At 60.0% G+C, this 13,729-nt stretch carries 7 protein-coding genes; 4 read left to right on the top strand and 3 right to left on the bottom strand.

Going from position 1 to position 13,729, the window contains the following annotated elements:
* Positions 1-2: 2 nt before the first annotated feature.
* The 3 genes from FBZ93_RS27325 to FBZ93_RS27315 are packed head-to-tail and all read right to left on the bottom strand — an operon-like array spanning position 3 to position 5,594.
* Positions 3-3,440: an SbcC/MukB-like Walker B domain-containing protein gene (locus FBZ93_RS27325; protein WP_146990153.1), complete on the bottom strand. Its 3,438-nt coding sequence runs from the start codon at positions 3,438-3,440 to the stop codon at positions 3-5.
* Entirely contained in the window at positions 3,437-4,075 is a 639-nt protein-coding gene (locus FBZ93_RS27320; protein ID WP_146990151.1) for a DUF4194 domain-containing protein, read from the bottom strand. Before FBZ93_RS27320 ends, FBZ93_RS27325 begins: the two co-directional genes overlap by 4 nt.
* The gene (locus FBZ93_RS27315; protein WP_146990149.1) at positions 4,068-5,594 is read right to left on the bottom strand and encodes a Wadjet anti-phage system protein JetA family protein; all 1,527 of its coding nucleotides are present in this window, start codon (positions 5,592-5,594) and stop codon (positions 4,068-4,070) included. Before FBZ93_RS27315 ends, FBZ93_RS27320 begins: the two co-directional genes overlap by 8 nt.
* Positions 5,595-5,822: 228 nt before the next feature.
* On the opposite strand from FBZ93_RS27315, the gene FBZ93_RS40775 reads away from it, so the two are divergent.
* The 4 genes from FBZ93_RS40775 to FBZ93_RS27295 all read left to right on the top strand — a co-directional run bounded on the left by FBZ93_RS40775 (position 5,823) and on the right by FBZ93_RS27295 (position 13,420).
* A complete protein-coding gene (locus FBZ93_RS40775) occupies positions 5,823-6,011 on the top strand; it encodes a hypothetical protein (protein WP_167529236.1) in 189 nt (62 codons plus the stop codon).
* On the top strand, positions 5,987-7,585 hold the full coding sequence (locus FBZ93_RS27310) for a Fic family protein (protein WP_146990147.1): 1,599 nt from the start codon (positions 5,987-5,989) through the stop codon (positions 7,583-7,585). Before FBZ93_RS40775 ends, FBZ93_RS27310 begins: the two co-directional genes overlap by 25 nt.
* Before the next feature lie 638 nt (positions 7,586-8,223).
* On the top strand, positions 8,224-9,558 hold the full coding sequence (hemN, locus tag FBZ93_RS27305; RefSeq protein ID WP_146990146.1) for an oxygen-independent coproporphyrinogen III oxidase: 1,335 nt from the start codon (positions 8,224-8,226) through the stop codon (positions 9,556-9,558).
* A gap of 2,257 nt (positions 9,559-11,815) precedes the next feature.
* The gene (locus FBZ93_RS27295) at positions 11,816-13,420 is read left to right on the top strand and encodes a carbohydrate porin (protein WP_146990144.1); all 1,605 of its coding nucleotides are present in this window, start codon (positions 11,816-11,818) and stop codon (positions 13,418-13,420) included.
* The last annotated feature ends 309 nt before the right edge of the window (positions 13,421-13,729 follow it).

The raw sequence follows: 13,729 nt of genomic DNA, 5'->3' as shown, positions 1-13,729 counted from the left end.
GGCTACTCGGCCGCAAGGCGCGTGGCGAGCTCATCTTCGGACACGAGGTCCGGGTCGATCGCCATCAGTTCGCGCTTGGCCTTCTCCTTCAGCGCGACCACGGTTGCTCTCGACTGCTCGCCGATGCGATCCACTTCCACGATCGTGTCCATGTGCTCCAGCACCGCGACCCGCTTCTCAAATGGCGCCGCGATCACGAACTGCAGGCCGAGATTCTTGTAGAAGCTCATCATCTGCCGCTGGTTCTTGCCGTCCATCTTGGAGAAGGCCTCGTCGAACATGGCAAGCGCAAAGCCCGAAGGCTTTCCGGCGCGCCGCTCCGCGCTGCCGTAGACGGCGGCAAGCGAAGCGCCGATGGCCACGTAGATCGGCACCTGCTGTTCGGCGCCGGATCCGGTGCCGCGCCGCTGCTCCCAGCGGCTCGACCGACCGGACGCGACGTCCTCCATATGGATTTCAAAGGTATAGAAGTTTCGGTAGTCCTCGAATTGGGTGAAGTCCTTGTCCGGGTCCTCGAGCAGCGCCTCGAGCGCCAGGATCGTGTCCTTGTGCGGAAAGTCGCCGGGCACGTCGCCCCGGAACAAGAGGTCAAGCGCATCCGGGGAGGTCTTGCCGATCTCGATGATCTTCAGGATCGGCTGGAATTCCACCACCTGGGTGCGGCGGAAGGAATATCGCTCGTTGTGGAAGGGGTGCGCGTAGAGGCTGCGGTTCAACGACTGCAGCTCCCGCTCCATCTTGCCTATCCGGGCCGAGAGCGCGTTGATGAACTCGCCGCGCAGCAGCGTGGAGGCCTTTTCCGCCGCTTCGCGCGCTTGCCGTTCGTACTGGCGCAACTCGTTTGACTCAATGTCGTCGATCAACTGCGTCATCCAGGGCTTCACCTCCCGGAGAGGCTCGCTCTCGATGCCGACCTGGGAACTGACGCCGAACTCCCCGAAATATCCCTCGAGCGCTCCGCGCACCTCCCGCTCGATCCCCCTGCGCCTGTCGTTCGCAGCCTCGGCCTCCTTGACGGACTTCTCGGCAATGCCGCGATGGCGTTCGACCTCGTTCTTGTGCGGCCGGGCGTCAAGACGCGCCCGGTACACCGGGCGGCCTTTCGCCACGTCATAGAGCGGCAGGTTTTTGGCGAAGAGCGACCAAGCGATCTTCAGGTTGAGCTGGGAGCCAGGTACGTTTTCGCCGTCGCTCAATCTGCTTTGCGCCGTCCGAACCTCGCCGTCGTGCTTGTTGAACGCGTCCTGCTGGACTTTGCGCTCCGTGAGCCTTCTCTGCTTGAGTTGCTGCTGGGCCTGCTTCTTGTCCCGCAGGCCACCGTCGCCGGCGCCGTCGAGAGCCGCAAGCCTCGCTTGCGCATCCGCTGCATCGGCCCGCGCCGCGGCAAAAGCCACGGCAGCGGCCTTTAGGTTGTTGGAAGGAGCGTCGCAGAGGCTCTTCAGCGCCATGAAGGCACCGTCGGCGATTTGAGCCTCCTTTTCGGCCTGCGTCAGGGAGTCCGTCAGGCCTTCGGCTCGCTCCCGCAGCGCGCGCAGCGCACTCGCCTGGGCCGCCTTGCCGATCTTGTGCTGCGATGCGTCGATCGACCGATGAGTCCGGACGAGACCGTCGTCGTAGAGGCCGTCCTTCATGATGGCGCGGCCGGGCCTATTGAACTGGTCGAGTGTATCGGCCAGTCGCACCGATCCGTACCGGCGCATGATGAACGAAAGTGCGTCGGGATCCTGCGTCCGGAAGATCGAGGGAAACATTCCCCGCTCCGGCTTGGCCCTGAACTGTTCCAGCTTATTGAGACTCACAAGAGACGTGCGGCGGAATTCGCGCCGTCCTTCCTTGAAGATCGCCGTCGCGGCGCCGATCTGCGGCCTGTCGACGAACACCGCATCGCGGTCGCGCCCGAGCAGCGCCTCGGCGGCTCCCGCCCATTCCGGGTCGGTGACTTCGATCAGCTCGCAGAGAACGCGCGGCGCCATTCCGTTCTGCCGAAGGCGTTGGCACAGAAGTTTCGTGTCGTCCTCTAGATGTGCCCCCGGCCCTCCGGAGGCATGCTGCCGGATCCGCTCGAGAAGCTCGTTGCGCTGACTGCGCAGCTTCGACGCCTCTGCGATGATCGCTTGACGCCCTTCGTCGACTTTCGAGATCCGCTGCACTCCCAAGCCCGTCACGGTGGCTTCCGCGGTGGAGAGTTCGTCGGAAACGGAGTTGACCGAGCCCGTCGCGGCGGCGGCAATCAGCCTCTCCACGGCGGGAATGAGATCGTCGAATCCGTGCCCCGCCATCGCGCAAAGCGGTTGCAACCGTCGGATGGTCTCAAGCCGTGTCTTAAAATCGGAGGTCGCGCGCTGCGCCGACTGCTCGGCTACCGAGGCGCTCTGCTGCAGGGCCTTCCTGCCGGTCTTAGCGTCGTGCTGGGCGATGGCCTCGGTCAATCGCTCGATTTCGTCATCGATCGCCTTGATATCGTCGTCCAGGAACGTGAGTTCGCCGGCCGCGGCGTCACGCTGGGCGGTGGCCTGTCGCAGCTTGTTCTTGAATTCCCGGTTGGCGGCTCGGGCGACGAGCCATTCCGCGCGCTTGGCGATCCACTGTTCGCGGAAAATGCTCTCGAACGCGGCCTCCAGGTTGGCGAGGATTTCCCTCAATTGCTTCAGCGCCTCCAGCTTTAGGCGCATCTTCCGGATGGTGTCGCTGATATTGCGGTACGTCTGGATCGACTCGCGCAACTCCTTGATCCCGATCGGGCTGTCTTCGAGGATGTAATTCCGCACGAATTGAGTGGCCGTCTGATTGTGGTCGAGCGTCATGGCGTTGACGATCGACTTCTGCAACGCGCTCGCGTTCTGCTCACCCCACGGCGAGTGCGGCAGCAAATGCCGCATGTACTCGCGGACGTAGTCGCCCGCCCGGTCGCGGTGATTGACGAAATTCGTCTCGCCGACCGCAGCGACGATCCCGGCACGCACGTCCTCCCACGGCGCTGGGAACTGCGCCTTTCCCCGCTGCTCGATGAAGTCCTTGGAGGTCAGGATAGTGCCGACCGCGACGAACAGCGCGAGCACGGTCTCCCTGGTGTCCGACTTGCGGGCCTCCAGTGCCATGCCGATGGCGATCGGCGGCCGCTCTCCGTCAGTGTCTTCGAAGCCGAGCGCAATATAGGTGCGCGCCTCGTCGCGCCGCCGCTGATCTTCGCCGAGAGTTCCAAGGCAATAGTCGACGACGCTGCGCTTCGAGGCGCTGCGGGACTTTCCGCTGTCGCCGGCGACCGCGTTCAGGCGCAGGAAGCGTCGGCTGCCGCCCGTGAGAACGACCTGCGCCATGTCGAGGATGGTCGATTTGCCGGAGCGGTTTTCGCCGAGCACGCCGACGTGACCGGCCACATCGATGTCGGCGACATCGAAAAGATGCCAGTTCACCATCGTGAGGTGGCGCAGCTCCATCATGCCTCTTCTCCAGCGCTCTGCGGGAAACGAGCCTCCTCGCTGCGGACATAGCGCTCGAGGCGCTGAAGGGCGTCACCGCCGCTGATCAGCTTGATCATCGGGCGGAGTCTTACCTCGCAATCCTGCTGCTCGTCGTCGAAGTCGCCGATCTCGACCAGGCTGCGCTGGGCGGCCTCGCGCAGAATGTCGCGGAAGCGTGCTGCCGAAATAGCGCCTCCGCCGCTGTGCTGCACCATCTCCCGGTAGCGGTCGAAGAGGTCGTTCAAGGTCGCCACCACGACGGCGCGATCCTCGACTGCCCCGACGTTGACCTCCTGCTGCCAGTATGCTGCCAGCACCAGCATCACGATGGTTTCGTCGAGCTTCATCCGGGGCAGCGGCACGTCCTCGTCCATGGCGACGATGCCTGCCCACTGCGCCTCCGGATCGCGATGCATGCGATAGCCGCAACTGTCGAAAAAGCCGTCCACCACGTCGCGGAAGCGTCCGTCCATTATGGTGTTGTAGACCGTCCCCGTGCGTGGATCGCCAGCGAACACGAACTGCCGCCGCAGCAGGAAGTGCAGCGCCTTCCGGAGATCGGCGGCCTTCTCGGCGCCCGCGGAGTTCTCGATGTTCTCAAATTCGCTAAGCATGGGTCGCCTTGCCTTTCCGGAATGCGCCCGAATGCCGGACCACGAAGTTGGCGCACCTTAGCCATTCGCTATCGTGCGGCGGGGTGTCCGGGCATGGCTCGAGTTCGAACCCGGCGGCGATCTGCACCGGTACTTCTCCGGTCAGGGCGTAGCGGCGGGCACAGTCGAACGCGAGAAAATCGTCTACGGTACTGATCTCCATGAAACGGGCTTCCTTGGTCGCGAAGGGCGGTACCTGCCCTTCGAGAAAGCGCCTGACGTCCTCGGGGCGAGGCGCGATACGCGCGATGTATTCGAGGCGAAGCTTCTTGCGCAGTTCGTAGAGCGGATCCGACGGCGGCCCGGTGAGCTCCCTCGCCTCGACGGGGCGGCGCGGTTGCCTGGTCGGCGCCTGGTGATGCTCCGACCAGGGTGACCGCAGCGGCTCGATGCTCCATTCGACGGTCGCTTTGTCGTGCCTGCCGTCGCGCAGCAGCGCGTCCAGACGCCGCACCAGGTCGCCGGCCCGACCGACGAGGCCCTGGACTCCGCGTTCTGCGTATTTGATCGTGTTGCGGACGCGGGCCTCAAGCTGTCTGCGGAAGGTTTCGATCCGCTCGAACATCTCGCCGATCTGCTCGAAAATGTTTTCGATGGCCAACAGGTCGTCCGCGGCAGCCATTCGCCCGTCCTCGACATCGGACGCCATGCTGGCCGCCGCGTATTCCTCGGCGAGCACCTGCATGGTTTCCGGTGTGTAGGAAATCCGTCGGGCGAGATCGACGATGGCATCGCGGAAGCGGTACGGATGGTTCACCGTAAGGATCGACTCAAAGTCCTTGAGCAGGAGCTGGTCGACGAACTCCTCGAAGAACGCCTCAAGCCGCGTACCAACCGTTTTCGATTCCATGACGATCCGGCGGATGCGCTTGAGGTCGGCGAGAATGGCCCGCAGGCTCTTGGTGAACTGGTCGGCCTGGTTGCGCGCCTCGCGGACGGCGAGTGCCGCTTCGCGCTGCTTGCGATCGGTGATCTCGGGCGTGAGCTTTTCGACAGCCTCGAGATTGAGGCGGATCTGAACGATCAGCCCCCCGAAACGCTGCGAGAGATCCTTGTTGAGGCTGGCGAGCCGCTGGATGACCAAGAGAGGTCCCATCGCCATGTCCACGGTGACCCGAAGGCCGTACTCCTCCTCTTCGAGCCATCCCCAGGCGAGCAGCCGCGCGTAAAGCTGCCGTGCCAGGCCGAGCGCCTTATCGCCCTTCTCGGAGGCAAGCGCGACGTCCGCCTTGCGGATGCGGCGGCGGCCCGCCGATATCATTTCCGGCAGGGTGCCGAAATCATCGCCTTCGTTCCATAATGCGGGGTTCGCCCGCATGACGTCATAGATGGCGTGGACGACCTGCTGCGGCGTCGGGAATGCCGGCGCGCCCGAAAAGAAGCGCTCGTGGAGATCGAGCAGACACGCCGCGTACAGGTGCTTGTGATCGCGCGAAAAAGCCAGAAACGCGTCGTCATGTAAGTGGCGGAACAAGGACAATGGAGGTTGCTCCTGGGACCGACTTCACCCCGATGGACACATCAAGCCGGTCTCTAAACTCATGATATACTGGAGGGATATTGTAATTGAGAGTGAGGTGGAAAGCATACAACCAGAGAAATAGTTCACATTATGTTCTTATATAACTTCAGCCGGGCTGTCGAGGCTCCCAACGTCGCATGCGGCCGGCTGGCCACCCCTATAGGGTCCGGCAATTTGCGGCACAAAATGATTGAAAATGCACGCAGAAAAGTGATTGTATTTACACATCATAAAATGATTGTCTTTGCAATGCGCAAAGTAATTGTATTTATAAAGCATGAAATGATTGTACACGCACAACAGAACCAGATTGGAACCGCACCAAACCGTCAGTCGCTGGAACAAGCTCCATGGCCGCAGCCAATGAAAAACTAGCAGAATCGCTGTCCACCCTCAGAGGCTTAAGCAATAACGGACAACGTCGTGTCTTGAAGACCTCGGAAATCGGTCGGACCGATCGGGAGAGACTCACCAAAGCCGGCTTTCTCAAAGAAATAATGAACGGCTGGCTAATGATCTCGCGTTCGGAGGAACGCTCCGGGGATAGCACCTCCTGGTACACTTCCTACTGGGAATTCTGCCAGCGTTACCTGAACGAAAGGTTCGGAGCGAACTGGGTTCTGTCCCCCGAAAGTTCGATCCCCCTTCTCGCAGGTAACATGAACGTCCCGTCGCAGATCGTCGTACAAGCGCCGGATGCCAACAACAGGAGCATCACTCTTCCGCATGGCGCCTCCCTCTTCGCCTACAGGACCAATCTGCCGAAAAGCACTGGGAGCGAGATCGCCAATCTGCGTATTTATCCAACGATCGAAGCGATCTGCGACGTAGCTCCCAATTTTTGGAGCACCAACCGTACTGACTTGGTCGCCCTTCTCGGCTCTCTTCGAGATCGGAGCGCCATCCTCAAGGTGCTGCTCGAAGGCGGAAAAACGGCAGCGGCAGGCAGGATCGCCGGCGCGTACCGGGTGTTGGGAAAACCCGCTATCGCCGACGAAATCGTCGACACGATGAAGCGAGCGGACCATCAGGTGCGAGAGGAGGATCCTTTCCAGGGGCCGGTATACATCACTTTGGGCCCCGGACGGGCCGTCGCCCCTGTTGTCACCCGCGTCCGCCTCATGTGGGCTCAGATGCGCGAGGCGGTCATCGCCGCGTTTCCTGCCGATCCGAGCAAGGTCGAGGACATCGACGCGTACATCAGCGCAGTCAACGAGCGATACATTTCGGACGCCTACCATTCACTGTCGATCGAGGGTTATTCGGTAAGCGAAGAACTCATCGAGCGGGTGAAGTCGGGAAAGTGGAGCCCGGAAACGGATGATGGCGACAGAAAGCAAACCGACGCGATGGCCGCGAAAGGCTACCAATTGGCCTTCGCGGAAGTCGTCAAATCGGTGAAACGCGTGCTGGATGGAACCGATGCGGCGATGGTCGCAGAGGAAGACCACCTCAAGTGGTACCGCGCCATGTTCGAACCGTCTGTCATTGCGGGTCTGCTAAAGCCGGAGCGCCTGGCCGGTTACCGGCAGCATTTCATTTTTATCCGGAACTCAGAACATTCTCCGACAGCGTGGGAATCGCTGCCCGACGCAATGGAAGCGTTTTTCGAATGCTCGCACGCGGAAAAGGACCCTCGCGTCCGTGCGGTCCTTGGCCACTTTGTGTTCACCTTCATTCATCCCCTCCCGGACGGCAATGGCCGCACGGGCCGTTTTCTGATGAACGTGATGCTCGCCGAAGGCGGATACCCATGGACCATCATCCCGGTCGATCGACGGAACGAATACATGCAGGCCTTGGAGCTTGCGAGCGTCAAAGGCGACATCACGCCCTTCGCGGCGTTCGTCGCCGACTGCACTCGATTGGAGCCCCCTCCTCCGAGGAGATTGCGAGTTGGTGAGGTTCAGGCGGAAGCGACGGGAGCGACGGCCGGTCCTCGCCTATAGTCGCACTCCGATGCTCGCAAGCGTGAAACCAGAAATCGTGTCGCGAGCGTGCCCACAAAGCAGAAACGAGTCGAACGAGCTTCGAGTCGCGCCAAGACCGGTTCCTAGTCGAGAATCAAGCACCCGATACCGAGCGCCGCAAGCGAGCCCGCGATACGATCCGCATGCTGCGAATTCACGGAACTGGTCGCCCAAGATCCAGGTATCGCCCTGGTCTTTGTCGTCGTTAGCGAGACCTTCGATCCTGCCGTTCACCACCGCATATTGCGAAACATCATCCTCGTACAGATTAGGTTACCCTTCGTCGAACGCCCATACTGTCCCCGCTGCGATCCGATAGCGCCCGTACCTTGATTTCCACATCCTGGTCGAAAGCTGCGAGCATCCGCATCAGCTTTTCGACTGGACCAGGTCAAAATACCTCTTGAGCAGCTTGCACCGGCCCAGTTGATGAATGCGGCTTTAGGTAGCCTCCTCTCTCGAACAATATCGATCTTGACGGGACACGAAACGATTCGGTCAGCATCATCGACGGGGCGACAGATTTCGCAGCTAAAGCGGACCAATTGACATAGCGCAACGACACCGGCGAGCGCAGCGGTCAAGGGTATGCTCATAGAGGCATGGGGCGGTGACCGTTGCGGACCTCAATCCTGGAAAAGTATTACGATGCCCGCCTGCCTTGGTACACAATCTATCCAACTGTACCGGAGTTCTCCGCGGTTGTCGGCGCCGAGACTTGTGAGAAATGGCTGAAGGAATTGCCGGCTGGCGACGCCGTGTCGCTCTATCTCCACATTCCGTTCTGTCGCTCAATCTGCTGGTACTGCGGCTTCCCGACGACTTTCACTCGTCGGAATGCGCCAATCCTCGATTATTTGGCGGTGCTGCGTGAAGAGATTCGCTTGGTAGCGGAGCAGGCGCCGCAAGATCTGCCTGTGAGTGACGTGCACTTTGGCGGCGGCACGCCGACCCTCATCAAGCCCGCGGAGTTTCTGGCCCTGATGGAAGTTTTGCGCCGCCGCTTCGCATTTAGGAAAACGACTACGATCGCAGTCGAGATCGACCCGCGCACGTTTACGATGGAGATGGCCGAAGCCTTGGGAGCAGCCGGCGTGAACCGCGCGAGCCTGGGTGTGCAAAGCTTCGATCCTATCGTTCAAAAGGCGATCAACCGCGTCCAGAGTGAGGCGCAGACGGTGGCTGCCATCGAAAATCTGCGCCAGCATGGAATAGGCCGCATCAACTTCGACCTCATCTTCGGCCTTCCACATCAAACGGTGCAGTCCTGTGTCGAGTCCGCGACGAAGGCGGTGGTCATGCGTCCCGACCGGCTTGCGGTTTTCGGCTATGCGCACGTTCCTTCGTATATGAAACGACAGCGCCTGATCGATGAGGCGGCGCTACCGGACCACGCGACCCGCGCCCAACAGGCTGCGGCCGTGGCCGATACGCTGGTCGCTGCCGGCTACCACCCAATCGGGCTCGACCATTTCGCCCTGCCACACGACGAGCTCTCGCTGGCGCAGAAAAGCGGTCGCCTGCGGCGCAACTCCTTGGGTTACTCAGCCGACACCTGTAATACCGTGATCGGCTTGGGCACGTCGGCCATCGGCCGGCTCGGTGACGCCTACGTCCAGAACGAAGTTGTAACGGGTTCCTACAGCCGACACATTAGAGCCGGCCGTTTGGCGACGTCAAAGGGGTACCGTCTCACTGACGAAGACCGCGTTCGAGCCGCAATCATCGAGCGGCTGATGTGCGATTTGGAGGCCGACGTGTCGGCGATATGTACCGCCCACGGGTTTGATCCGCGCTCTTTTCTCGATTCAGCTGAACGATTGGCGATGCTCGCCGAGGACGGAATAGTGGACATCCAAAACGGCTTCATCCGCCTGAGGCAGGAGCACCGCTTCTTGATACGCACCGTTGCTGCCGCATTCGACGCCCACCTCGACCGCAAACCCTATTAACACAGTCAACCAGCGTAAGAGGATCCAACGGCATCACCGCCTGTCGCGAGCCCGTAGATCGCAGGAGGCACGAGCAGGTTGGCGAGGTTTCCGACAAAGGCTCTGTGACGTGTGGTGGCGCAGGCCTGAGCTTCCAGGTCATTGCACGCGCAACGGCATCAGCTGCCAGTAGCGCGTTCGCCATCGTGCGGGCATCTGCGAGATCCATAGCATGGCGCCAAAACTAGCCAGCTCAATTTCAAGCTTGGCGCAGCGGATTTTCGCTGTTCAGCGGCGGCGCCTAGATCTGTAGAAATGGCTCTGCGAAATCGGGACCTAGATTGCCGTCGGCTACCGCAATGATGGCGACGATCTCGGCGAAGTCTCGTTGGGAACATCGGCGCCACCATAAGATTTGGGTATCGTAACCGAAAGCCGCTTGCGAAAGCGGCCTACCCGTCGAACGGGAACCGGTAGGGCTGGACTAGGCCTGTAGGGACGTCACCTGGGCTCGTCAGTCTTCGGTCCAAGGGTGAGTGGCGCACCTCCGACGGAAACCGCCCCCGCTGGTTTGGCCGGCCGCACGAGCTTCTTGGCGGGGTTCGAAACGGCGTGGGCTTGCGGTGAAGGAGGAACGGGAGGAAGAGAAGCGGAGGGTACCGGATTCTGCAACGAGTCTAGTCGTAAAGTCAGGGCTGCGATTTGATCCGAGAGTCGTTTTAAGTCGGCCCGCTGAGCATCGAAACTGCGATTTAGTTCCGCGATCTGATCGCTCGCCTTTTGTTGTCCGGATTGAACTTCAGACAGTGTCGCCCTGTCCTCCGATGACAAACCTGGCCTTGGGGCGACTTCTCGGGCCGTCGATGTCTCGACAAATTCTGCAACGTTTGTCCAACAATAGGCTCCTGCAGCGCACAGGCCGAGGAGAAGAACCATCAGCGCTAAACCCCACGGCACGCGTCTTGACGACCTTTGCAAGACCGGCGGCAAATCCGAAGCGGCCGCTTGATCCATCATCTCCATCATCCCTCGTCCGACGCCCCCGATCTGGATTGGCTTTTCTCGTTGAGGCGGTACCCCAAGATGATCAAGCGCTGCCGCGAACCATGACGGTCAGCAATATTGTCGTCCGCAACGTCGTCTGATCGACTGGTCATCAGCTCTCATAAGGCAACGCTTAGTGAGCAGCGCAACGAGATACTTTGCGCACAACCGCCTCTACATCATAGCGCCACCGCGGAGCAATAGTTCTTGTCTTCACTGGCGGTGGCGCAGCCTTTTGTCGTCATTCAAACGAACCTTGCAGATTATCTTGCAGGGCCTGCCTGAATGCGAGCAATTCCGGCCTTCTCGAATCCTAGCTTGCGCCGTTGAAAGCAACCGTGGTCAGCTATGCCAAGCCAATGATAGGTCGTTCACGGTGATTTTCGGCGAAGACAGGCTGATTCGGCCGAGTGCGCTGGTCGGCGTCAAGCTGGAAAAATCAATGATGTCGGTCCTCTCACCTAAAATCCCCGGCGGACTAACGAGGATGGTGGCGGTCCAGAACCTGAACTCGACCAATTTCCTTCCCGGATCGATGTAGCCTCCTCAAAACCCTCGCCCGAGAACGGCGCTTACGATGCAGACGACAACGTCGCGGCCTAATGACCTTTCAGAGATAGGCGCGTGAAACGCTGAGCGGCGGCGTCGCTCACGAGTCCTGACGCTCGGCTCGCACTGACGAGAAGCACCTCCAGAGTTCGTCAAGGTGACGACCTGTGCTCGCCCGAGCAGCGCAATCCGCGATGGCGCATCGGCGCCCCAGTCAACTACCAACCCTGGCAATTGATGGAGATGACGCACGCGTGGCAATCGTCGTCAACGAACGTTGCGTGGTTCACACGTCAAGGAATTCGGGATGCAAGATAGATCCGGCCGCGCCAATGGACCTGATGGGTGTGCTAACTCGTCGCCTGCAACGGTCAGGTCTGCCCGCACCGCGACCTCGCTTTTTTCACGGAAGTCCATGATGGACTTTCGGTCCCGTTCGCCGAGCGAGCAGGCTTCAAAGCTGTCTGGGCCGCTGTCCGACACGTACGCCGCCGACGATGTCATGGCGTGCCCGTTTGTGACGAGGCCCGCAAAGGCTGAGCGGATCTCGCTGGGATAGACAAGCCGGTTGCTCTCAAGCGTGACGGCAGCCGCGCTCAGACGTCAAAGAGAGGGTCAGCTCTGGGGCCAATCAGGCCGGAGCGCAATCCATTCAAGGCCAGCAAATGCGGTCGCGGAGTTCACTATGCATGCTCGCTTTGTTGTGGCGATTTTGATTCGGACATGCTCGGTCGCAGCCCCCGTTTCCATTCTTCGATCAACTCCAAAGCGAGGAGGGTTTTTGGTCGCGCTTTCGCTCGCAGCGAGTCTCGCCAGCAATTCGACCCTGGCACAAACCACCAGCCTGCTCACCCCGAGCAGCGACACTGCGGATAAGGATGCCAAAAGAAGAGGTCAAAAGGATCCGGCCCCGAAACTCCAACGCAGCCAGCGCAAACAAGCAGCGTGTCCTTCCGGTCCCTCGGCGCTCGCACGACTTTCCAGCATGCCTCCCACAAAGTGCAACAGCGCGAATGCAGTTGCAACGAACAGAACTCAAAAAGCAGCCGATCCATTCGCAAAGTTCGAAACTCTCCGCGAAAAAGGTATGTGGCTCAATATACCGGGTCCCGCCGATACGATAGATCAGGATAAAGACGGCGTTAGATCCGCGCTGGCAGACGTCGGCATCGGTTATGTTGGCGGCACAGTAAACAGCCTCGTAAATAATCAACTGCCAGGCGCAGCCAGGACCAGCATAGCCAATCAATTATACATGGGGCAGAATCCGACGTTCGGTTCCGTGAATTTCATGATCGTAACCTACGATCTCAGCCGCTTTGGAATTGCCGATGGTCAGATCATCGTGGGCGCTGAGCAGCAATATTGGACATGGAAGCCCGGCGGGCCCGATAGGCTTGGTATCAATACAATTGCCTATTATCAGACGTTCTTCGGCGGGAAACTCGAACTCAAAATGGGTTACCTCCGAAACCAAAATGAGTTCGCGGGCACCGTGGTCGGAGGCAGCGCGGGAGCGAGCGTTTTGGGACCCTCGTCGAACATCCTGTTTCAAGCCGGCATGAGCAACAATGCAGCACCCACGCCAGCTCTCAACCTGAAGTACAATTTTGATGATCACATATATAACAAGTTCTCAATCCAGCGCTCACTCAGTCCAGATGGCCAATATGCGCAGATAACCGAAAACCCGACCGGCCTGGACTGGAGCACGGCCAATGCGGGGATTCTTTGGCTCGATGAAACCGGCTACAAGCGCAAAGCTGCTCCGGGCTTACCCGAGACTTGGTTACGGGCTGGCATCGGTTTCAACGATAGCAGCTACACGAATTTGCAGCATCCGACGCAGCCGAGAACCAACGCGAACAACGTCTACTATGTCGCGGCTGACCGACAACTCTGGCAGTCCGATGTCCAGGGCTCGGCATCCCGCGGGATCTATGGCGGGCTCTCTGTCATGTACGCTCCGCCTGACCTAAATAGAGTCAGTCAATATTACGAGCTTCGTCTCTATGCGAAAGGCCTGTTCGACGGCCGGCCCAGCGATCAGATTGCTATTGTTGCCACCAACACCGTCTGGAGCAACTTTGCAGTGGATGCCGCCTTAACCAAGGGGCATCTCGTACATCGTGACAGCACAGCGATCTCAGGAACCTATACTGCGCATTTGGCACCGGGGATATATGCAAGCGTAGGATTGACTTACATCAACAACCCGACAAGCATTATACATACCCGCGAAACGGGACATGCTCTGAATTTGTTGGTGTCCACCTCGATATTTTTCTAAGTCCCGGCAGGCCGACCCGTGCGTTCGCTTGCGCACATGCAGACCTTGGCGCGAACGCGCAGAGACCAATTCCTCAGGATCGTCAGTCGTGATCGCCGTACACGAACACGCAGCGGATGAGCTGACAATCGCGCTCGCCGATACATCGTGTCGGCATGTTGGCTACCACGACCGCTCGATGATCGAGTTCATACGGTCAGCTGCCAGCCTCCGCTGTTCGGCGTCAACACCAGCCGGCGACACCCGCTCAACCGCGCAAAATCCTGGCGAAGAACTGTGCCTGGTCATTGTCGCCGGCGTGCGATTTAC

The sequence above is a fragment of the Bradyrhizobium macuxiense genome, assembly GCF_007993935.1.
Lineage (GTDB): Bacteria > Pseudomonadota > Alphaproteobacteria > Rhizobiales > Xanthobacteraceae > Bradyrhizobium > Bradyrhizobium macuxiense_A.
This window is presented reverse-complemented; position numbering and strand designations above follow the sequence as displayed.

Bases quoted from the DNA above. Each gene is read 5' to 3' on its own strand.
- FBZ93_RS27325 (WP_146990153.1), bottom strand. From the start codon at position 3,440: ATGATGGAGCTGCGCCACCTCACGATGGTGAACTGGCATCTTTTCGAT.
- FBZ93_RS27320 (WP_146990151.1), bottom strand. From the start codon at position 4,075: ATGCTTAGCGAATTTGAGAACATCGAGAACTCCGCGGGCGCCGAGAAG.
- FBZ93_RS40775 (WP_167529236.1), top strand. From the start codon at position 5,823: ATGATTGAAAATGCACGCAGAAAAGTGATTGTATTTACACATCATAAA.
- FBZ93_RS27310 (WP_146990147.1), top strand. From the start codon at position 5,987: ATGGCCGCAGCCAATGAAAAACTAGCAGAATCGCTGTCCACCCTCAGA.
- FBZ93_RS27295 (WP_146990144.1), top strand. From the start codon at position 11,816: ATGCATGCTCGCTTTGTTGTGGCGATTTTGATTCGGACATGCTCGGTC.